Source organism: Shewanella sp. SM68, assembly GCF_025653925.1.
In the GTDB taxonomy this organism is placed as follows: Bacteria; Pseudomonadota; Gammaproteobacteria; order Enterobacterales; family Shewanellaceae; genus Shewanella; species Shewanella oncorhynchi.
The window spans coordinates 1-21,567 of the sequence record NZ_JAKKRU010000023.1 but is presented as its reverse complement, the minus strand read 5'-3'; the positions used below and the strand labels follow the sequence as shown (position 1 = coordinate 21,567).

General features: G+C 41.0%; 17 protein-coding genes and 1 pseudogene. 13 read left to right on the top strand and 5 right to left on the bottom strand.

Going from position 1 to position 21,567, the window contains the following annotated elements:
• Both L5M40_RS22125 and L5M40_RS22120 read left to right on the top strand, forming a co-directional pair.
• Positions 1-217, top strand: a pseudogene (locus L5M40_RS22125) (IS1634 family transposase); the annotation flags it as partial.
• Between the two features lie 121 nt (positions 218-338).
• Positions 339-1,130 (top strand): Crp/Fnr family transcriptional regulator, encoded by a 792-nt coding sequence (locus L5M40_RS22120; protein ID WP_263174195.1) that lies wholly within the window; start codon positions 339-341, stop codon positions 1,128-1,130.
• A gap of 154 nt (positions 1,131-1,284) precedes the next feature.
• Here the strand turns inward: L5M40_RS22120 and L5M40_RS22115 are convergent, their stop codons facing one another.
• Both L5M40_RS22115 and L5M40_RS22110 read right to left on the bottom strand, forming a co-directional pair.
• Positions 1,285-2,895, bottom strand: coding sequence for an IS1634 family transposase (locus L5M40_RS22115; protein WP_115014254.1), 1,611 nt, complete (start codon positions 2,893-2,895; stop codon positions 1,285-1,287).
• Positions 2,896-3,539: 644 nt separating this feature from the next.
• Positions 3,540-4,382, bottom strand: a complete 843-nt coding sequence (locus tag L5M40_RS22110) for an SDR family oxidoreductase (protein ID WP_263174194.1) — start codon at positions 4,380-4,382, stop codon at positions 3,540-3,542.
• A 104-nt stretch (positions 4,383-4,486) separates the two neighbouring features.
• Between L5M40_RS22110 and L5M40_RS22105 the strand changes: the two genes are divergently transcribed.
• Positions 4,487-4,825 (top strand): winged helix-turn-helix transcriptional regulator, encoded by a 339-nt coding sequence (locus L5M40_RS22105; protein ID WP_172591458.1) that lies wholly within the window; start codon positions 4,487-4,489, stop codon positions 4,823-4,825.
• Between the two features lie 178 nt (positions 4,826-5,003).
• Here L5M40_RS22105 and L5M40_RS22100 read toward each other — a convergent pair whose 3' ends face one another.
• Entirely contained in the window at positions 5,004-5,954 is a 951-nt protein-coding gene (locus L5M40_RS22100) for a GlxA family transcriptional regulator (protein WP_263174192.1), read from the bottom strand.
• Between the two features lie 137 nt (positions 5,955-6,091).
• On the opposite strand from L5M40_RS22100, the gene L5M40_RS22095 reads away from it, so the two are divergent.
• From L5M40_RS22095 to L5M40_RS22065, 7 genes are all read left to right on the top strand, one after another.
• The gene (locus L5M40_RS22095) at positions 6,092-6,985 is read left to right on the top strand and encodes an MBL fold metallo-hydrolase (protein WP_263174191.1); all 894 of its coding nucleotides are present in this window, start codon (positions 6,092-6,094) and stop codon (positions 6,983-6,985) included.
• Between the two features lie 346 nt (positions 6,986-7,331).
• On the top strand, positions 7,332-7,628 hold the full coding sequence (locus L5M40_RS22090; RefSeq protein WP_172591456.1) for a hypothetical protein: 297 nt from the start codon (positions 7,332-7,334) through the stop codon (positions 7,626-7,628).
• A gap of 104 nt (positions 7,629-7,732) precedes the next feature.
• Positions 7,733-8,563 carry a TnsA endonuclease C-terminal domain-containing protein gene (locus L5M40_RS22085; RefSeq protein ID WP_172591455.1) on the top strand — a complete coding sequence of 277 codons (831 nt, stop codon included), beginning with the start codon at positions 7,733-7,735 and terminating at the stop codon, positions 8,561-8,563.
• Entirely contained in the window at positions 8,547-10,628 is a 2,082-nt protein-coding gene (locus tag L5M40_RS22080) for a Mu transposase C-terminal domain-containing protein (protein WP_172591454.1), read from the top strand. Before L5M40_RS22085 ends, L5M40_RS22080 begins: the two co-directional genes overlap by 17 nt.
• On the top strand, positions 10,628-12,286 hold the full coding sequence (locus L5M40_RS22075) for an AAA family ATPase (RefSeq protein WP_263174190.1): 1,659 nt from the start codon (positions 10,628-10,630) through the stop codon (positions 12,284-12,286). Before L5M40_RS22080 ends, L5M40_RS22075 begins: the two co-directional genes overlap by 1 nt.
• 1 nt (position 12,287) lies before the next feature.
• Positions 12,288-13,796: a TnsD family Tn7-like transposition protein gene (locus tag L5M40_RS22070; RefSeq protein ID WP_263174188.1), complete on the top strand. Its 1,509-nt coding sequence runs from the start codon at positions 12,288-12,290 to the stop codon at positions 13,794-13,796.
• Complete coding sequence (locus tag L5M40_RS22065; RefSeq protein ID WP_172591451.1) at positions 13,793-15,388, top strand: Tn7-like element transposition protein TnsE; 1,596 nt, start codon at positions 13,793-13,795, stop codon at positions 15,386-15,388. Before L5M40_RS22070 ends, L5M40_RS22065 begins: the two co-directional genes overlap by 4 nt.
• Here L5M40_RS22065 and L5M40_RS22060 read toward each other — a convergent pair.
• A complete protein-coding gene (locus L5M40_RS22060; protein ID WP_172591450.1) occupies positions 15,385-15,771 on the bottom strand; it encodes a helix-turn-helix domain-containing protein in 387 nt (128 codons plus the stop codon). The two genes, L5M40_RS22065 and L5M40_RS22060, sit on opposite strands and share 4 nt — an antisense overlap.
• A 44-nt stretch (positions 15,772-15,815) precedes the next feature.
• Here L5M40_RS22060 and L5M40_RS22055 point away from each other — a divergent pair, with 44 nt between their 5' ends.
• Positions 15,816-16,790: an AAA family ATPase gene (locus L5M40_RS22055; RefSeq protein WP_172591449.1), complete on the top strand. Its 975-nt coding sequence runs from the start codon at positions 15,816-15,818 to the stop codon at positions 16,788-16,790.
• A gap of 29 nt (positions 16,791-16,819) precedes the next feature.
• Positions 16,820-19,426: a S8 family peptidase gene (locus L5M40_RS22050; protein ID WP_263174187.1), complete on the top strand. Its 2,607-nt coding sequence runs from the start codon at positions 16,820-16,822 to the stop codon at positions 19,424-19,426.
• A gap of 866 nt (positions 19,427-20,292) precedes the next feature.
• Here L5M40_RS22050 and L5M40_RS22045 read toward each other — a convergent pair.
• On the bottom strand, positions 20,293-20,607 hold the full coding sequence (locus L5M40_RS22045; RefSeq protein WP_041412840.1) for a helix-turn-helix domain-containing protein: 315 nt from the start codon (positions 20,605-20,607) through the stop codon (positions 20,293-20,295).
• Positions 20,608-21,384: 777 nt separating this feature from the next.
• Between L5M40_RS22045 and L5M40_RS22040 the strand changes: the two genes are divergently transcribed.
• On the top strand, positions 21,385-21,567 hold a 183-nt coding region (locus tag L5M40_RS22040; RefSeq protein WP_263257243.1), incomplete at its 3' end, for a transposase.

Below are 21,567 nucleotides of genomic sequence, written 5' to 3'. Positions count from 1 at the left end.
CCGGATCCGGCAGGGCTTAGTAGAGCAGAACCGGAGTGTGGCGGACATGAAAAAGAAACCCACGCAAAAACCGACTGCGCGGTGGATTTTTTTACGCTTTGGCGGGGTGCACGAGTACCAGTTGGGAGAGGCGCCACCTCAAGTCACAGGACTCACAGTGGACCAGCAGATCATTCTCGACGTGTTAGGCGAACGGTATCGGCAAATTTATTCCTAAATCAGGTGCGGAAAGTCGGTTGTGTCACGATTTTATAAATATAAAATTGATAAGTGGTATGTTTAAAGTTTGTTTTAATTATTATAATTAATATACGTGGTAACTATTAGATGGCTTTATCATGAACGCAGTAGATCTAAACGCAAGAATGAGGGAACAGTCGACAATATTTTTCCCCGAAAAAGTTGAAAAATGCATTGTGGATTTTATATATGAAAATGGTGTAACAAAGACTTTATCCAAAGGAAGCTCGATAAGTAAGCAGTTGTTGTTAAACAATTTTATATATTTAGACGATGGACTTCTTTTATATGCCAAACGGACTAACGATTACACTAGACCAAAATTTGTAAATGCAATAATCCCAGGTAGGCTGACTGATTATCATTTGCTCTTAGAGGATAAATGTACTTGTTGCAAACAAATAATAGTTGCGAGGGATAGTAAAGTAACGTTTATAGATAAACGATTAATCAACAATTTATCTCACACAAATATTAATCTTTTTACTAAGTTTATGTTTAGTTCAAACTATTTCATGGAAAGACAAACGGCTTTGGCAATTTTTTTACTAACGTCCTCTCCTGACGAAAAGTTAGTAAAGTTAGTTTTTGACTTGTTAACAGTGTTCAACAGTAACTTTAAGGATGAATGGCTTAAAGTTGATGTCAAGCTAACTAGAGAGGAAATATCGGACATTTTACATATAAGTATAATTAAGTTAGATATTATGCTGGCCAAGCTTCGTAAAAATGGATTGTTAAAAAAGGAGTGTAACTATATGTTTTTTAACTCAAAGTTTATAAAAAACTTATCACCTTGTCCATTAGGTAGAGAGGACGCTAGTGGGTGCAAATCGAATAACATGCTAAAATTTAAAGTAAATAATATGATTGCCATTAATAATGGTTGAGTTCGACTCTCTGAGAACAAGGCCGTGTTTAGCATTTAACTAAGTGAATTAATTCATGATGTGGATACAGAACTATTAGATTTTACTTTACGATTTCCTTGAATTCCTAGGTGAACATGTAACCTATTTTTACAACCGACATTCCGCACCTAATTCAGGAATAAACTGCCTCGTAGAGGCTACCTAACCGTTTTAAAAGCCGAGTTTGATGTTCTTGAAGCCCTGTGATGAATCGTTGGCCATTGATTTCCAAGATATCTATACCTTCAAACTTCAAGAACACCCAGCGTGCCGTCGGCTTTGTCGTCGGTTTGTTGCTTACCATGCTCGGGAAAAACGCTTCGGTTTGGGTGAGTTGTTCTCTGATTTTGTGCTCTAAGCTGGCGTAAACAAGCAAGCTCAGCGTCATTATCATCAGCAATGCTTCAATACGCTGTGGTTTTTTCAAGAATATTGAAGAAGTTAGGAACTCCGGACTTTTTAGAAAACGAAACCCGCGCTCGACTTTTTGTTGCGATTTGTAGTGCTTGAGAAGGGCTTCCATTGTTAGCGCTTCGCTGGCGATGTCATTCGTTGCAAGGATGAACATGCCGACTTTAAGTTTTGCCAACTTTACTTTTTCTAGGTCGGTAAATGGTCGCGCCTCGATGAAATATTGATATCCAGTCGGTTTTTCGTTTTTCTTTGGGCGACCAGGACTCGAGTAAGTCGGCGTTTTGATGATAATGGTTTGTTCAAATCCCAGTAGCTGGCATTGCTTCTTGAAGGTGTTGAATGCCAATGTTGCGTCGGCATCGCAAGCGAAGGGGAGCTTGCTTATTTTATCTAACGCTTTGAGTTCGTTAGCGACGTTTTTCTCTAAGTTTTTGTAGAAGGTGATTTCTTCTCGCTTTGTCGCTTGCTCACTGTGAACGAGCAACCAGCGTTGAGTCACCTTGCCGTAGTCCGAATCTATCCAGCACCCTGAGTAGCCGTTGCCCATCGAGCTTAATTGCTCTGGCTCTAAGGCAAGCAAAGCTTGCTTTGCCAGTTTGATGGTCATCGGCACTCGGGTAATGAACTTTTGCTGTTGTTTATCTAGCGAGGCGATGCTCTCTTCTGTGTACAACGCGGCATCAGCGATAAAGTAACGGCTATTTTGTGCCGCTTTTAGACAATGAATATGATGGCGAGTGACTTCGGCGAATGCTTTGGCATCATTGGTGTTACCACTGAGCGCTTGCATATAAACCGGAAGGCCAGCTTGGTTTTCACAAATGAGCTCAAGCACCACTTGATTGAGCTCTGGACGGTGGTCTCGGCTATAACCTTTCACAAGCTGGATCACATTGGTCTCTTCATCTTGCGCATACTTGCCATCAACGTGAAAGCTCGTGATATCCAGATGAACAGCGTCCGTAGTCAGGCCGAGTTTATCAACAACGCGCTGTGCAATAACTTGATAGAGCGCGGAGACATCGGCTTCGTACAGGGCATCCAAGGTGCGACCTAGCACGTCATCGGTCAGGTGATGTGCATCAATATCTTTGGCGAGCAATTTAGACACGGGCTTGGTCTTAAAAAAGTCAGAGAACATGTGAAGCGTTCTGCTGTGAAAGCCGAGTCCATTAAGGATCATGGCCAATACAGCGTCACCATGAGAAACATGGTGGTCGGAATACTTAGGAATGACCGCATCTATCATCTGTGGCAGGCCGATTTCATGACAAAAAGCGGCAATGAGGCCAAGGTGATCCAAGCGCTTAATAATAGGTTGAGTCGACATATTTTGAGACCGTCAAATAACAGTAATAGATCAAAACTGTCGTTCGCGGTCAAGATGGTATCGTCTTTTTCACTGAGAAATGATCACTGGATCACACTATTTTAATTATTAAATTAGGTGCGGAATGACGGTTACAATGTTCATTTCTGATTTTTCTATAAGACAGTTTTTAATTAATGTTATCATGGAAGAATCTATTGCCAATTTAATTAGGTTTTTCATCTGAAAAATTTGTTGAAATCTTCACGATCCAAGGTTGCAATAAGTTATTGAGAATTCCCATTAAACAAGATTAATTAAAGAACTAAAGTTTTACATAAATGGTGATGGAAATTCATCTAGCGAAACATACTTAACTGATGCTCACTTATTTGATAGAGATATAGTTATTATCTGATTTACGAATAAAAATGTTTAACGTTTTACTTTTTTTGCGACCTTATTTAAAAGTGTATTGGGCAAGCTTTGTGTACAAGTTTTGGATATGGAAAAATATGATGGACTATCTCTTGAGATATAATGTTAAATTTGGTTTAATAGTCTTTAATAAAGAATTTCTCACACAGCCACTCGGTGATAATTTAGGTGTTACTTAGAATTTTATGGCCTTTACATATTAATGTATAGGCCTGATTATCAGATAGTCAAATATTTATATCTCTTAACCACTGTCCTATGGTACGTGGTGTAATTCCTAATAATACTTGCGCACTCATAGCTTGTTTGATTGCTGAATCTTGAGTTAATGCTTTTGCTTTATATCCTTTTACAACCTCTGTTGCGGTACTTTCTCCAAACAAAATAGCTAATTTCATACCAAACTCATCAGGAGTAAGGCTTTGAAAGCTAACATCATGACCAAAATAGTCAGCAAATGCATCTGCTAGGTCATTACCAGTGATGGCTGGCAATTGGCCCACTTCCACAATCCCTGTTACAGAAAAATTGCGAAGAAGAGCTGCTGCGACATCAGCAATATCAAGATGAGAACACCAAGAAACTGGATAATCATTACGAAGTGGATAAGGGAGTTTATGATCTTCTTTCACTGGTCCAATAACAATTGGCAACAACAAATTCTCAAGATATAACTGCGGTGCAATGATAGCCAAAGAGACGTTCGTCTTCTCAAGTTCATTAATCAGAGTGGGCAATGCGTTTTTATCTCCAGGGATACCTAAGGGCCAACCACTAGTTGTAAGAACTACACGGGCAGGCTTAGCCTCCATAATCGCTTTCGCTATATTATGTGCAAATTCACTACGCATTACTTCAGGACCAATTGGTAAATGAACGAATATCCCATCAGCACCAGCATAAGCAGAAATAAGAGAGTCTATGGAAGTTAAGTCTAAAGTGACTGTTGGAACACCCTTAAGAGAGGTGGGGTCGCGCACAGCAGCAACAGCATCCACACCTTGTTCAATCAACTTATTAAAAAGAGGCGATCCCTGGGCACCAGTTGCTCCATGAATAATGTATTTCATATATACTCCAGTAATGATAATTTAAACAGAGTGATAATAGTGCAGACGTTAAGTCGGTTACGTCAAATGCACTATTAGAAATAACTTACAAAAATGAGAGAAGTATGAATAACAGAGAAACGCCTTGCTGCGGAGTCGCGCGTTTTTTAATACTTATGGATGGCCCATGGGCAACGTTAATCATTAGAGAGCTGTTACATGGCCCCCTTCGTTTTACCGAACTGAAAAATAACCTGAATGGAATTAGTGCACATACCCTAACCCACAGATTAAAGCAATTTGAAGCTAACGGACTTGTTACTCGCACTGTGTATGCCGAAACGCCGCCACGAGTGGTATATGAATTAACTACTTTAGGCGAAAATCTACGAGATGTTCTTGAAGCAATGGGAAAATGGGGTGAAACCATTCCAGACCAACTTATCCAACGCAATAAATTATAAAGTGAAGTAGCTAGGGTCTGTTGATCTTTGGCCGGTGATTTTCAGACAGTATGGCAAGACGTTATAATTTGCTTCGCCAAAAGTAACTATAACCTCAAGCCATGCAAAGACTTATGTTAACGGATGCCAGCTGGGGAAAAGCTATTTCATTTAGTGCTTGTTAATTTTCTGAACACCATTAACTTCCTGCGAATGTTTTACGCCAAGCACTTGGGCTAACGTGAAAACGTTGATTAAAATGTTGCCTAAATGACGTTGCAGTCTGAAAACCAACCATTTCAGACACTTTTTCTACAGAAAGTCTTGTACTTTCAAGAAGCTCAAGGCTACGTTGCAGACGAGTGCTTACAAGCCATTTTCCAAATGACATACCGGTAGCGTTGTTGAAATGCCGAGTAAAGGTACGGCGACTCATAAATAATTGGTCTGCTAAATCAGCAATGGAATATTGTTTGTCGAGGTTTTCACGTAAATAATCCAGTAACCGATTGACCTCTGCATCTTGAGTTGATTTTGGGATAGGTTGTGCAATAAATTGTGCCTGACCGCCTTCTCTGTGTGGCGGTACAACCAAGATGCGCGCAACTTTATTCGCTGTTTTTGTCCCATAAAAAGACCTCACAATATACAAGCAGCAGTCTAAAGCAGCGGCTGTACCTGCAGACGTGACTACACGGTCGCTTTCAACATAAAGTGCATTCGTATTTAGCTTTATATTTGGAAAACGAACAGTAAAATCATCCTCTGCCATCCAATGAGTAGCAGCTTCTTTTTCATCTAATAACCCTGAGTAGGCTAATGCGTAAGCACCATAGCAAAGCCCCACGACAGTAGATCCTCTTTCATGAGCTCTAACCAATGCTTCAGAAATATTAGAAGCAGGCGTACTGTCTAGGTCATGCCACCCAGGGATGACAACTATATCTGCCAACTCAACGAGTTCTAATCCACCATCAGGCTGAACTGTCATCCAATTGTCAGAGTGTTGTGGCTTACCATCAATTGACACTATCTTTAAGTCAAAAATGGGTTTGCCATCTGGCTGCATCGAAAAAACAGCTTGAGGCACAGCGACATGAAACACGCTGAAGTGAGGGTAGAGAATCAAAGCGACAGTTGGTACTTGCATGTGCAAAGTGCTCCCAAGTGGATCGTCATATCATTATTTGGCCCAATTGTTTCGACATTTGTCACTTGGGTCAATATTCCCTCTCGTAAATACCGAAGATAATGTCTCATATTAATCAACCGCCAAAGAGATACATTATGAAAAACAAAGCTATCACCATCCTACTTACCTTAGGGCTTGCAACCATAATAAATAGCACCAATGCACTAGCTGAATCGGCTCCAACGCTGCATGCAGAACCACAGCAGATTCACTTTCAGCATATTCGAAATGCAACATCTAAACTCACTTATGGTGACACAACATTCTTAATCGACCCTATGCTGGCAGAGAAAGATACTTATCCTGGTTTTGCCGGTACTTACCGTAGTGAAATACGTATACCAATGATCGATTTACCCATGTCAGCTAAAGTTGTAATTGACAATGTAGACGCTGTTATTGTCACTCACACACATCTTGATCATTGGGATGATGCAGCACAAAGTGTAATACCTAAAACGATGCCTTTATTTGTTCAAAATGAAGAGGATGCAAATACTATTCGCGCTCAAGGCTTTAAAGATGTGCGCGTGTTAGGAATTAAAACTCAGTTCAATGGCATTAGTTTAACCAAAACGGGTGGGCAGCATGGCACGGATGAAATGTATGCAATCCCAGCGTTAGCTAAAGCACTAGGAGAGGCTATGGGCGTCATATTAGAGGCTGACAACTACAACACTGTTTATTTTGTCGGTGATACTATTTGGCGCGATGAAGTGGAGGATGCGTTACATAAATTTAAGCCTGAATTCGTTGTGCTTAACACTGGTGATGCTCGAATGGAAAATCTTAAAGGCTCAATTATCATGGGGAAAGAAGATACGGTAAGGGCTATTAAACATGCTCCTCAAGCGAACATTATTGCTGTGCATATGGATACGGTTAATCACGCAGCATTGACTCGTAAAGAGCTCAGGGAGTTCGTGGAAGAAAAAGGCATAGAAAAACAAGTATTAATTCCTGAAGATGGTGAATCGTTGAAATTGTAATGTAGTCCACCTTATCGTTTCCCTGCAATGACATAAGAATGTAGTGGTCAAATTTAGTTGGCCACTACAAATGCTGAGGGTAAATTTTTCGGAAGGCTGGACGCTGAAATTCCAGCAGATGTGTTTGATAAAATTGCGATAGCATGGTGCAGAAAGAGAAAGAGAAAGAGAAAGAGAAAGAGAAAGAGAAAGAGAAAGTTGCAAGGTGCTTTAGGTGGTCCAGTTGGTTTGGAGCCTGGGAGTCCAGGCCGTCATTGGGCCTGATTTATATATTATATAAGCAAGAGTGAATTTATGAACTATTTTGAAGAGGACCCCTTCTAGGTAACGTAAACCTGGAGGGTGTATGAAAAAGCTAAAATCACATTACATACAGACTATAAATGAGGAACATTCAAAATATTTATGGTGGCGATATCCCACTATTCGTAGCGGTTTACATAAATATTTTAGTACTAAACAAGAGAAAAGTTTTTACTTTATGCATTTGATTGAATGCAAGGGGTATCCAGTTAAACTTCGTGCTGCTCGTGGGAAACTGCTAGCAGATTCTTGGGATGATTACCCTTCACATGTCTTTGATGTAGCAAAAAGTTGGAAGCATAACTCAAAAAGAAAGCACCAATATTACCGTTTAGGTTGATAGTACTATAAGGTCATCAGCCCTAAAAAAGAGAGGTAATAAAGTTGCATACTAAAACCATCGTCATTATGCTCGATTAACGAGCTAATATCGGTGGTTTTTTTATGGCTTCACGATTAAAGGGCTGCTCAGAGCAGCAATTTGCCAAATGGATAAAGGAAGGTCGAGGTAGTGGCCTGCATGCAGACTACAAACCTTGGTTAACTGTTAGGGATTTTCCATCTTTAGGGCGTGTTCATCGTGTATTTGGCCACAAATCACAAAGAACCCATCACCTGTTTTCCGATCTCGAGCTTTCAGTATTCCTTATGCTGGAGTGGCACTGCGAAGTCACCCAGATCCGCGAGCAATTTCCGCTTGAGCGCGATATCACCCGCCAACTGGCGAGCGACGCTGGGATCAAACATCCAAATATCGCGGGTATTGATCAGTACATGTCGTCGGATTTTTTGGTCGATTCTACCGATGAAGAAGAGTCAAGGTTTGTATTGCAGGCAAAGCATTCCTCGGCTTTGAGTGATGTGAGAACTGTCGAAAAAGTTGAACTCGAGCGTCTCTATTGGCAGGAGAAAACCTTGCCTTGGTATCTGATAACAGAACAAAACGTGCCTGATGTGGTGACTAGAAACATCAAATGGCTCTATTCGGCACAAAGGGAAGAAACTGAGGACGTAGAGTTGGCACTGCAGCAGATCGAATTCTATGCTCATCATTTCAAAAAGAATCCTAATAAGACGGTACTCGCCTTGTGCAAGGAATTGGATGCGGCTTACGATCTGCCGCTCGGCGAATCGCTTTACGAAGTAAGGTGCTTGCTGGCCAAGCGCTATTTCTCCTTCGATATCTTCATTCCGACCACCAAACTCAAGGCGTGTGATTTGAACGCTGGAGAGCTAGGTTTTATCAGGGAGGCATACCTTGTTTCGAATCAATGAGGTTCTTAAGTTTGGTGAGCGCAGATATCGAGTTCTGCAGCAACTCGGCGAGTATTTGGTATGGATAGATATCGATGACGCATCTGCTTTTCCTGAATTAATATTGACGAGCGAACTGATAAGGGCAATTGATCAGGAAAATCTTGAACGTATAAATGATCCGTATAAAGAACTTTCCTTCGAAACACCTATTGAAGGTGGTGTTGCTAGAACCAAGCGCGATACAAACTACGCATTAATTAAACCATTGCTTGCTCTACCAGACTTTTATAGGCCTCAAAGCCGCGGGGCGGTTATCAAAGGCATCCTTGCTGAGCATGGTTCAACTAAACAGACGCTATATCGGCTGGCACGTCGTTACTGGCAGCGTGGGCAGACGCCGAACGCTCTATTACCTGATTATAAAAATTCCGGTGGCAAGGGCAAACGCCGGGTGGCCAAGGATAAAAAGCTTGGGCGTCCGCGTAAATATGAGCCAGGAACCGGGGCTAAAATTGATGAATTTATTGAACGTCTTTTTCGTATCGCAATTGACCGTTATCTCTTGAAAGATAAGGGCCATTCGTTCCCTTATGCTCATCGTCGTTTCGAGACTCTGTATTTAAATTATTTTCCTGATACGCCTCAAGAAGAATTGCCCAGTAACTGGCAGATGATGCACTTCTACAAGCGCGAGTATTCTCAACCTGAAAAGCTAAGAAAGCGTGTGTCGAACGTTGAATATAATAAAGATATCAGGCCCCTTCATAGTACTGCCAATACTCAAGTGCTTGGACCAGGATCTCGTTACGAGATAGATGCCACCATAGCTGATCTTTATCTTGTATCAGATAGTGAGAGGGCAAACATCGTCGGCCGTCCCGTTGTTTATATGGTTATTGATGTGTTCAGCCGAATGATTGTTGGTTTCTATATTGGTTTTGAAAATGCCTCCTATGCTGCAGCTATGCAGGCTTTGTTTATGGCTGCTACCGATAAAACGTCATACTGCAAAGCGTTGGGTTTTGATATTGCATCGGAGGATTGGCCTAGTGTAGGCCTACCGGATGCCATTCTAGCTGATAGGGGTGAGCTACTAGGTCATCAGATTGAGAATTTAGAGAGCAATTTTGCAGTCAGAATAGAAAATACGCCGCCCTACCGAGGTGATGCAAAAGGTATTGTTGAACGTAATTTCAAAACTATTCAGGCTTCCTTTGGTCCGTTTGTACCAGGTTATGTCTCGGGTACTATGGTAAAAAAACGAGGTGGAAACGACTATCGGCTAGACGCGAAGCTAACGGTAAAAGAGTTTTCTCAGATCATTATCTCATCAGTGCTTTATCATAATCAGTACGCAATACTTGAAAAGTATGACAGAGATTCAGATATGCCGACTGATCTGTCTACAACCCCTATTCACTTGTGGAACTGGGGTTTACAGCATCGAACCGGACGCTTGCACCAAGCTGATGAAGATGCGCTTCGTATCGCCCTTTTTCCAAGAAAAACGGCCACTTTATCTGAGTTGGGAGTTTGCCTATTCGGTATTTACTATACGTCTTCTGAATTGCTGCAGTTGGGTTGGACGCATAGAGGGAAGGATGTGAAGCGTCCAGCCAATATGGAAGCTGCTTACGATCCACTTGTTGCCGATAGAATTTACCTTTTTCCTGAAAAGGGTAATAACAAGTATTGGGTATGCAACTTGGCTGACCGATCAAGAGAGTTTCAAGGCGCTTCGTTTTGGGATGTATGGCAACTTCGTGATGAGCAGAAAATGACGACTGGGCAAGCTCGTGTGCAGTCTAAGGCAAAGAAACGGCAACATGAGCAATTTGTCATCGATAAGATAGCTCAAGCGGAGAAGACTGCACCTGATACTTCGGGGATCTCCAATGCGGAGCGGATACGTGCTATCAACGAGAATAAGCGGGAAGAAAAGGCCAGGGAGAGAGCTGAGAAGGCGCACAATCCCGTTACAAAGGATAATAGAAAGCCAGGTAAGGTGATCCACCTTGTAAACCCTGAGCCGGACTTGGATTATCCCGATTATATCGATGAACTGTTTGGGGAGGATGACTGATGTCATTACCAGATAACTTTGTCGAGGCCGTTTACATCGATCCTGGTCTCGAACGCTATCGGGGCAATCCGCTGATAGAGGCTCTGCCGCCGATAATGGATTTACAAGACCTTAAGGTCAAGCTAACAGGTAAGGTGGAGTTCAACCCTAAGGACTGTTATGTAAAGGGACATATACGTGCTCACGAGATTAGTGCTCTACTCGATGATTTTTTTCAGCCACTGTCAATTCACAAGCAGTTAGAAGAGAAAATATCGGTCATGATCCGCGGTGGTTATGTGGGGCGTAATATAGCGGACGGTTCCCTGAATCAGAAGATGCAGGAAGGCTACCAAAGGATTATGTCAGGAGCTACGAACGATTTTCGTTTTACACAATCGAACTCGACGGCAAAGAGCATGTCATTGATTGGCTGTTCTGGTAGCGGAAAGAGTTCGACTATTAATCGTATTCTCGCGACTTATCCGCAAGTCATTTATCACAAAAAATATAACTTCATTCAGATGCCCTATCTGAGAATCGAATGCCCGTCAGATGGCTCGTTGAAGAGTTTATGCCTAAATTTTTTCCGCGAAGTTGATCGTACCCTCCATACTGGGTATGAGGAAAAGTATGCACGCAAACGCCATAGTACAGAAGTCCTGCTTTCTCTTATGGGACAGGTGGCAACACAGCGGGCAATAGGTGTTTTGGTCATAGATGAAATTCAACGATTAACGTTGAAGCGTTCGATAAGCAAAGAAGCGATGCTGGAGTTTTTTGTTGCGCTTGTAAACGTGGTTGGGGTGCCAGTTGTGATGGTGGGTACGCCTAAAGCTAGGCCTATATTTGAAATGGAACTTCAGGCTGGTCGACGCAGTGCTGGGTTCGGTTCGCTGTTTTGGGAGCCTATGCAACAAGGTTTAGTTAAAACAGATCCGACTACAGGAAAATCGAGAAGAACCGAATGGCAGGCATTTACTGACAAGCTTTGGCAATACCAGTGGTTGAGTAATCGTGATGAGGTGTTGAGTGACGAAATTCGCGATTGTTGGTTTGATTTGTCACAGGGTGTAATTGATATAGTCGTGAAAATATTTGTGCTTGCACAGATGCGAGCTATTTCTACAGGGTTGGAGCGGATCACCACTAAATTGTTGCGGACCGTATATGAGCAAGAGTTAAAGCCAGTACATCCCATGTTGGACGCTTTACGTAGAGATGATCCTCAGCTTATCGTTAAATATTCAGATTTACAGTTACCTGGGATTGATAAGCGCCTTATTGAGCTAAGGAGATTAATTGAAGAGCGGCAGGGCGAAAAAGAAAATGAAGCGGCCTTTGCCGGTGATGAGAAAGCTATGCGGCTGAATACCATGTTACAGGCTATGGGATGCGACTCTGCATTGTTGCAGCCACTGATTATTAATGCTTTCAAGCAGCATCCCAATTTGTCTCTTCCTGAGCTAAGCAGAATTATTCTGGACTGGTATTCGAAGCCTTCCGAACCTCCTAAAAAGGTCAAAACTCAGACTATTAAGCCCTCGGATTGGCATACACTGCCTTCCGAAGATTTGAGGTTCAAATTCTCTCAGGCTGGCAAAGGGCGGCTTTACGAAGAGTTGAAATACGGTAAAGAATTGTTCGACGTGCCTAAGTGGCTGAAGAAAGTAGGCTGATATGTTGGGCTTTCCTTTGCCTTATCGCGATGAACTGCTATACAGCACTATTGCGAGGCATGGGAGCCACTGTGGCATAGCTTCGCCGAAGGAGCTGTTATTTGAAGTATTCAGTGATACTAAGATCATTGCTTCGTCAGATTTGCCATCGCACCTACAACATATCGCAGCACTCTATCCTAAAGAACTTGAGATTACACCGCTCGATTTGCTCTATCGAAATACTCTTTTTCCTTTGTATGCATCTTTCGTAGGCGAAATAAAACGGATAGCTCTAGTTAAGGAGCTTACGGCAAACAGTAAAAGTTCTGTTCATCTCTCGGTCGGGGTGGCGGCTTCGCGTATAAGACAGCCTAAATACCTAAGATATTGTCCAGCTTGTATGCTCGAGCAGTTAAGCAAACATGGAGAATGCTATTGGCGGCGCGATTGGCAAGTTGCTGGTTCCGAAATTTGCCTTGTTCATGGCAAGCTCATAGATTCACAAATATTTCGCCACGATGTGCATAGGCATGAGTTTTTAGTCGCTGATTTGACTATCTGCCCTCAGGTTGAACAGCTTCAAGGTGAATGGCAATACAACTTGCTTGCTGAAAGTATTAATGACTTATTGAACCTAGGTGTTGTGCTTGCACCAGAGTTCTCACAATGGAGTCTTTGGTACGCCAATCTAGCAGCTAACCATTTATGCACTCGTGGCTCTTTTATACGTCATGACCTTATCCGTGACAAAGTCCTCAGTTTTTGGGGCACAAACTGGCTTTCCCGATATGGGCTAATGCCAAATGATGACGAAGCTAATTGGCTTAAAAGTATATTTCGTAAACACCGTAAGGCTTTTAGCTACTTAGAGCATTTAGTTGTACTTCATGCCTTCTTAGAACCTAGATGGAAGCTGGCAAGTGTCATCGATACTGTTATGCGGCTCAAGCCAGATAAGAAAAAATCGAGCAAGATACTGAGTGGAACAGATAAACATTTACTGAATGAATGTCGCAATCGATGGCGAAAAGCCATAGAAATACAAGGAACCAAGCAAGCACGCCTCAATGGTTTTGATGATCTTTACGCTTGGCTTTATCGTCGTGACAGAGATTGGTTACTCAAAACAAATCAGGTTAATCAAATGCCGCAACCAAAACATAAAGCAAAAGTTGACTGGCAGAGACGAGATCGAGATACAGTTAAAAAGCTGATACGCATTCGTGAATTGAGCGAGTTACTGCAGGATATGCCCAGACGTTCAATAAACTGGTATCTAAACCAGCTTGAGCATAAGGCTAGTATTGAAAAACACTTGAAACTACTTCCGTTGTGCAGATTGTTTTTTGATCGTTATTGTGAAAATATCTTTGAATATCAAATAAGAAGAATAACCGGAACAGTTATATCTCTTATGTTGGATGACGAGCCGCTCAAACGCTGGCAAGTTTTGAGAAAATCAGGACTTAGCGAAGAACGCCTCACCGAACAAGCAAGTCTATTTCTAAAGGAAATTATTGGGATTTGAACGGTACAACGCATCTTAAGGGATTTAAAGACGATACTTGGATCAATGGTATCGGTGATCTATTCCGTAAAAAGGATAGTAAACAATGGGGAATTAACCTCAGTATTTATCCAAGTAAAGATAACGGCCCTGATGCAATTATCCTTTCTAATGCACCTATCCTTATACGTAAGCACATCATTAATCCGACCAAAGACTATTATCGTAAAGATTTTGAAAAGACGATTAAAATCTCTACAACCAGTAATTGGCAAGTTGATAAGCTCGAAAATTGTCCTGCTCTTGAAAGACGATTACCCAAGGAATTAGGTCAATACTGTTTTGTGTTTCAACTGACTGACGGAACTAGGGTGTACCTACCTCAGTTTGAGTTGGCGCGAGCATTATTCTTCCATAATGCCTATTTAGCCCGTTCTTCGGTAGTTCACGATCTATTGAGTAATGAGTTTTCCCTTGAGCAAGATGGTGATAAGACCATCATCAATGTACTGGAAACTTTTTCTGGAAACTGGGAGTTATTCAATGATTATGGTTATCGTCGATTAATCGCTTGGTTGCTGATGGACAAAGATGCTAGGCCTTCATATGAGAGTATCGGCAATTACCAATTGAACGATGGATACGATGTGGGGCAATACCGGCGTTGGGCCTTTAGGTTTAACCCTCCTGCGCTAAAAGGAGCTAAGTTGAAACTGAAGGGGCATTTTGATCTCAAGACTAATACCCTGTTTGTCTATGAAATATCCAGCATTTTAAATATACCTACCGATCTGCCGGAATATATCGAATTTTTCAGCCCCAAATTTTATTCCCAAGTAAACGGACAGGGCCGAGCAGCCAGAACAGGAGCTGATCGCCCACCTAATCATGATATCGACGAAACCGCAGAGGGAAGTCGTGATAATAAGCCGGTCATGATAAGTGAAAATACTACGGAGTTTGAGTTTGACCGAGCAGTGCAAACATCTAAGGTCAGTAAGAAAAGAAAGTCTGTGGGCCGCGGTAAAAAAGACGCGGAGGAACCAAGTGAAGCTTCTAGCGATGTCAGTACTGAAGAGCAGGGGCCAAACGGTGATCTACCGAGTGCTGAATGGGATAATTTGAAAGAGCAAACGGACGATGCTCATCTGTATTTAGACAAATTTACTAGCTACTTTGCGATGTTGGATCTTCTGGAGAAAAAGCATGGCTGTGAGGTCGTAAAATATCCACTTAGAAAACTGCCTGCCATTGGTAAATGCAAAAGGCATATTCTGGAAACGGACGGTAACCCTAGATGCTTGTCGGTCACTCATATCACTGTAGAAACAACTGGTTATTACCTATTGGAGGTTGATACATCTGATTCCAGTAAGGCGTTGTCGACAAAAGTAATCCGTGCCAGCGCAATTGGTGACATAGAGTCACACCTATATGAGATAGAAAAGCAATTGCTAAAGGCTTCCTTGTCTTGGCCTAAGGAGCATTTAGACAAGCTTGTAGGGGCGGGAAACCACTCATGGATACCGCACCAGAAGTCAAATAAAGCGGGAGCGTTGACCCCAGAGGACATTGAAAAATGGGCAAGTCGAATATACGTATCAATTGTTTAACGTGCTGATTTGTAGGCTTTTATCATTTCAACTAAAGCATTGCGTATATGTTTATGCTTATCTCCGTCTAATCTTGATACCTCATTAATCAGATCCAACAAGCTTTCATCTCCTTGTTCACTAGAATTGATTATATTCATGCAGTGAATATATATTTCTGTGGATGGTTTGCTATCACCTGATATGTATTTTGATACTTGAGCCTGACTCTTGCCTATTTTTTTCGCAAAACCAGCCTGTTTCAAGCCTGATTTTTTCATGGCAAGCTTTATGACTTCAGGTTCACTTAGTAAAAACATGTGTTTATAGGGTTTGTGGAAATTATGGAAATTATTCTTTAAATGAATTAAAATGTCTAGTTGATATATATGTATTTTCTTCATATTCTTACTGATAGACTACAGGACGTAGTAACTTGGGGTGTATCATGGCTAGAGCTGATTTGGTTTTAAATTTGGTTGAAACGGGAATAAAGGGTGACCTTCCTCGTTTTAAAAAAACAGCAGAAGCAATTGCGGCTGAAGCCAAGGCTCGTCATCATTATCATTTAGCGGATAGGCTAAGAAATATTCTTACAAGCACCGCGACAGTTGAGACTAGAAAATTTACTCATAATGCAGACCTTCAAAATGCATTCTATGAAATTCACGCCCAAAAAACTCTATCAGATCTAACGCTTCCCGATCATGTGATCTCTGTATTCCAAGAGGTAGTTGAAGAGCATGCTCGCAGAGATCTACTTCGTTCCTATAATCTAGAGCCTCGTCATAAGTTATTGTTGTCAGGTCCTCCTGGCAATGGCAAAACAACCTTGGCAGAAGCCTTAGCCAATCATTTGTCAGTCCCTTTCTTTACTGTTAAGTATGAGGGCATTATTAATCGTTTCCTTGGTGAAACAGCACAGCAAATCGATAAGCTATTTGAGCATATAAAAACCCAACGTTGTGTGCTTTTCTTTGATGAGTTTGATGCGATCGGTAAGGAACGCGAAGATGCAAATGACAATGGCGAAATGAAACGTGTGGTTAATTCACTTCTGAAACAAATTGATATGCTGCCAAGCCATGTTGTTGTCGTGGGTGCAACCAACCATGAGTCAATGCTTGATAGAGCTATCTGGAGACGCTTTCAGGTTCAAGTTAATATACCTAGCCCAACTCAACGGATGGCGACAAAGTGGTTTGAAGAGTTTGAAAAACGAATTGGCCATAGTTTAGGGTTGGCTCCAAGCACATTGGCGCGCAAATTATCAGGACTGAGCTTTGCTGAGTTGGAAGAGTTTGCATTAGATGTTCAAAGAAAGTACGTGCTCGGGCTTCCGGACAGTGAAAACAATCTAAAAGAAATTACTTCTCATTGCCTATCCTTTTGGGTCAACCGTTATAAGACTGAAAACAAATAATAACTTATTAGTAGTAAAGGACGTTGCATATGGATATGAAGCCGATTCTTACCTTTAACAAACCCAAAACGGATGGAATAAGAGGGAAATTGCAAGGGAGGGGCGGTGCTCCAATAACTCCGGGAGTGGGTGCACAAGCTGCGCGCATTATTCCAAAAGTAGAACGTTTAGAGAAGCACTTCGCAGAACATATTCAACTTTCTTATTCACCTGAAGGTATGCAGCCTGAAAGAGTTCTCGTTCTTGAGGTCGCTGGCGATGTACAGAACTTGGCTGATGCTTTAGCTAAAGTTCAAGGTTTTGAGCTTTTAGCTCAACACATAGTCGACAGAGACTTTAAGGATGATAATTTTTACATTGAGAAGAATGGTAAAATTAAGTCAGTTGTCAAAAATGCTTACTTGGCGATGAGTAATCAAGCTGGGTTACATAAACTCCTTGCTATGTGGAAGCGTTATGTTGCAACAGGCCAAATTGACGCAGGGTTTACACCATTAAGAGATGCATTCTTACAACTCGCAGATATAAGATTTTGGGATACCAAGGATAGGCTGGAAAGCACCTATATTCTTGAAGATTGGCAACATAAATTACAGGATGCAGAGCTAGGATTTGATGAGTCTATTCCTTTTGAAATAGAACTTTGGTATCGACCAACTGGATTTTTAAGAGGGCAAGCTGAAGGACATATTCGAAGTGTCGTCTTAGGGTGTGGTGGAAGTATTTCGAAAAGCTTTGTCCATGATGGGATAGGTTATCATGGTTTACTCGGTTTATTACCTCTAAGTAAAGTGAGGGATGTTGTCGAATCGAGTGGCGCCGCACTGGAATTAATGAGATGTGATGAGGTTATGTTTTTTAGGCCTTTAGGTCAATGTATTACTCCAAAGATTATCACTGCAGAAGAGCAACTCATTACTGATTCAGAACGTTTTGAAGGCCCATCACCGGGATATCAACAACCAGTAGTGGCCCTTCTGGATGGCCTACCTCTATCAAATCATAACGCTTTGAAAGGCATGCTGATAATTGATGATGCTGATGATTTAGAACAGTTTTATCAATCTCCTTCAGAGCAGGTTCATGGTACAGCAATGGCTTCTATAATCATTCATGGTGATTTAAATAATCGCCAAGAAAGACCATTAGAGCTCCCGTTGTATGTACGGCCTATACTTGCGCCTGAGCATACTCAAATGGATGGAACCAGACTTGAGCAAATTCCATCTGCATACTTGCCTATTGATTTAGTACATAGAGCTGTCATTCGTATGAAAGAAGGAGAAGGGGGCCTTCCACCTACTGCACCAAATGTCGTCATAATAAATCTTTCCGTTGGCGATCCATATAGGTTATTTGATACTCAGATGAGCCCTTGGGCGAGAATGCTGGATTGGCTTTCTATTCGATATGGCGTTTTGTTTGTTGTTAGTGCGGGTAATATGACTCAGCGCATATGCTTGGACGGTATCAAAGAACATGATTTTAAATCTTTAACGCCTGAAGAATTGGAAGAGAGGACGCTCAAAGCAATTGCAAAGCAAAAGCATGAACGGAGGATGATGTCGCCTGCCGAAGCTATAAATGCAATAACAGTGAAATCCTCCCACCAAGATCGATTTGAAGGAGCTATACCAGTTAATCAGGTTGATGTGTTTACTACGCCTGGCTTATTTAGTCCAATAAGCCCTGTCACATTAGGTAAGAAGAATTCGGTAAAGCCAGAACTGTTAATGCCAGGTGGGCGTCAGACATATATTAACAAAACGATGCTAGTGAATGAGGATGTAGTCCTTGACGTTGCCAGGAGTGTTCGTTTTGGACCAGGAGTAAAAACAGCCCTACCTGCATCTTCACCAGGTGCGTTAAATACATATGGATTTATAACTGGCACAAGCAATGCTGCGGCACTCGCTACACGACGCCTTGCATTTCTCTATGAAACACTTATCAGCATTAAAGAGTTTGGGGATCAGCAAGCGTTATCATATGCTTCAGACGCCTTGATTCTCAAGGCTCTGCTCGCGCATGGTGCGGAGCACATGGAGCAAGCGACAGAAGTCATAGAGCAATTGTTAAAGACCAAAGAGAATAATCGTACATTTAAGTCTGAATTAAATCAGTACTTAGGCTTTGGAGTGGTAAATGAGAGCCGGATACATGCATGCCAAAACAATCAAGCGACATTGATTTACACTGGAGTAATAAGAGATGGTGCGGCACATGAGTACCGTTTACCTTTACCTCCATGTTTAGCCGCTGAAACAGTAAATAGACGCTTAATTGTAACAGTTGCTTGGTTTTCACCCGTTAATCATGGCCATCAAGATTACAGAGGTGCTCAATTATGGGCTACGCCAGCCCATAAAGTTATAAATGCGGATAATGGAGACTATTATCATCATCACTTGAAAAATGGAACGATATTCCATGAAGTCAGAAAGGGTGACAAGGCTGCCAGCTTTACCGAGGGGGATTTCCTCGCGATTCAAGTTCATTGCAACGGACGTGCTGGGTATGAAGGAATAGATGTACCTTATGCATTGGTTGTAACTCTTGACACTCCGGGAAGCGACCTTCCAATTTACGAAGAAGTTAAGCTAGGACTGAATATTGAAGTGGAGCAGACAGTTTGATGATAGTTATTTGCTCTCTGCTTTGTCTTTGTAGTTAGATTTATATCGGTATGACACTTTATTACTTAATGAAGGCTTCGAAATGGAGCTTATTTCAGATTTAGTATGATACTTTATTTTTTCAGTATCGATTTTCACGGCTAAAAATTAGTGTCTGCAGAATGGGTTAGTATGAAACTTTATTCCTCTCCCACAAAAATGCTCATTGAGTCCTCCGATTGAAGTGCAGAAGTAACGAAGCCTACCTGTCTAAACTTATAGGCATAGCTCGTCATTTGAGCAATTCTAATACAAAAAAACATTTAACAAAACACTTGTTATGAAAAATGTGAATATCTAAGAGGGAACCAATTTTTTATGCTTAAGATTTTCAGTGAAGATGAAGAATCTAGAAGAGATCATCTATCTGCCGCTTTTGAATGCACGAGGGATGTGCTCTGAGCATAAGTGTGTCAGAGTGGTGGTTAATTGAGTTGCTAGCCAGGCAGTAACGATTCAAGTGATAGTGACATAATAAGTCTTGCTATCAAGTAAGAAGTGCATAACTTTACTTATAATAATTCTGATTCTACAAGCTCAAAGTAGTTAAGTGACTAGTAATTCGAAGGTGCGTTATAACTATATCTTAACTATTTAAATTAATTTATACTTGTAAATAATGGAAGATATATAATTTTATACTCAATATATAACATAGGCAGATTTTAGCATTATTGCTTCAAGATAATGTTTAAAAATCTCGAATACAGCACTTTGATACAAAAAATGTGTATCATATAGTAGAATTTTTAATTATCAAAGTTCTATTTATTGATTAAGTTTGTAAACTGCCTTTATACATTACTATTTCATTGGGAGTTTATATTTTAATTATTCTGCGTTAGATTCTTAATTAACTCTCTGACTATTTGTTTTTGTTCTGGCTCTAGCAAACTGTAATCATTTAAAATACTAGTATCTTTAATATAGTTCTCAAAGGCGCTGTCGTAGGTTATACTTAACTCTTTAATAATGACATTAAGTATTTGTATATCCAAATTTTCAACACTTCTATTTTCAATTTCCCAAAGTAATGCTTTACTTAAACCTATTTTTTCTGCAAGGTTATCCAATGATAATCCTTTGCTTAATCTAGCAATTCTCAATTTATTGCCGATGTCAACATTTGTATTGATTTTCATAATAGCTCAGAATTCAGATAATCACTGCTGCACTCTAATTGAGTGTGTAGATACAGGCATCTTCTCAAAAGTGGTACACGTGAATCTTGCTTAAGTAAACTGGAAGTAAAAATAGCTCCAAAAACGAGAAAAGTAACCTTATGAAATTTTCTAAAATGCTCATTGAGTCCCCCGATCAATGTATAGAAGTTGCGAAGTCTGCCTGTCGAAATCTTTAGACAGTGGTCGCCATTTGCACAATTCTAATACAAAAAATTTTTTTACAAAACACTTGTTATGTAATTTTTAAACTATAAGGCTGAATTTTACGGTTGTGCTTAAAGTTTTCAGTGAAGAAAAAGGAACTGGGTGTAGTGAATGAGTGAAACTGGTCATCAGTTTGTAGGCAATTTATGTGATTTGGAGTAGATGAGGTTATCCGAGATGTCAGAGTAACTAGAACTTCGTAGCACGCTTCTATCCCATTGTAAGTTTGCAAAGGTTTATATGGATATTCGTAGTAAAATTACACTTATCACTTGAGTTATTTTTGGATTTCTTATTTGTCAGACTATGGGTTTATTTTATGTCAATGTATGGGTATATGATTTAGCTAAGTCATTGTTCTTAGATACTCTGCTGTGTCATGGTTTGGTTTCAGCGACACCAAAGTTTCCATGTGCTTAGCACGGCGTAAGCGTAATACATAGGTTTTCACAGTGTCTGTAGTGGCACACTAATTTTGGCCACCTAAATAGAGGTGATATTATTACCTCGTAGATGACTTTAGGTGAACACATGAGATCGACAACCAGAAAAACATTTAGTGCTGAATTCAAACTTGAAGCAGCCCAATTAGTCCTCGATAAAAACCATAGCATCATCGAAGCTGCAAAGGCGATGAACGTAGGTAAGTCCACTATGGATAAATGGGTGAGACAGTTAAAACTAGAACGCCATGGTGGCACACTGGTGGCACAC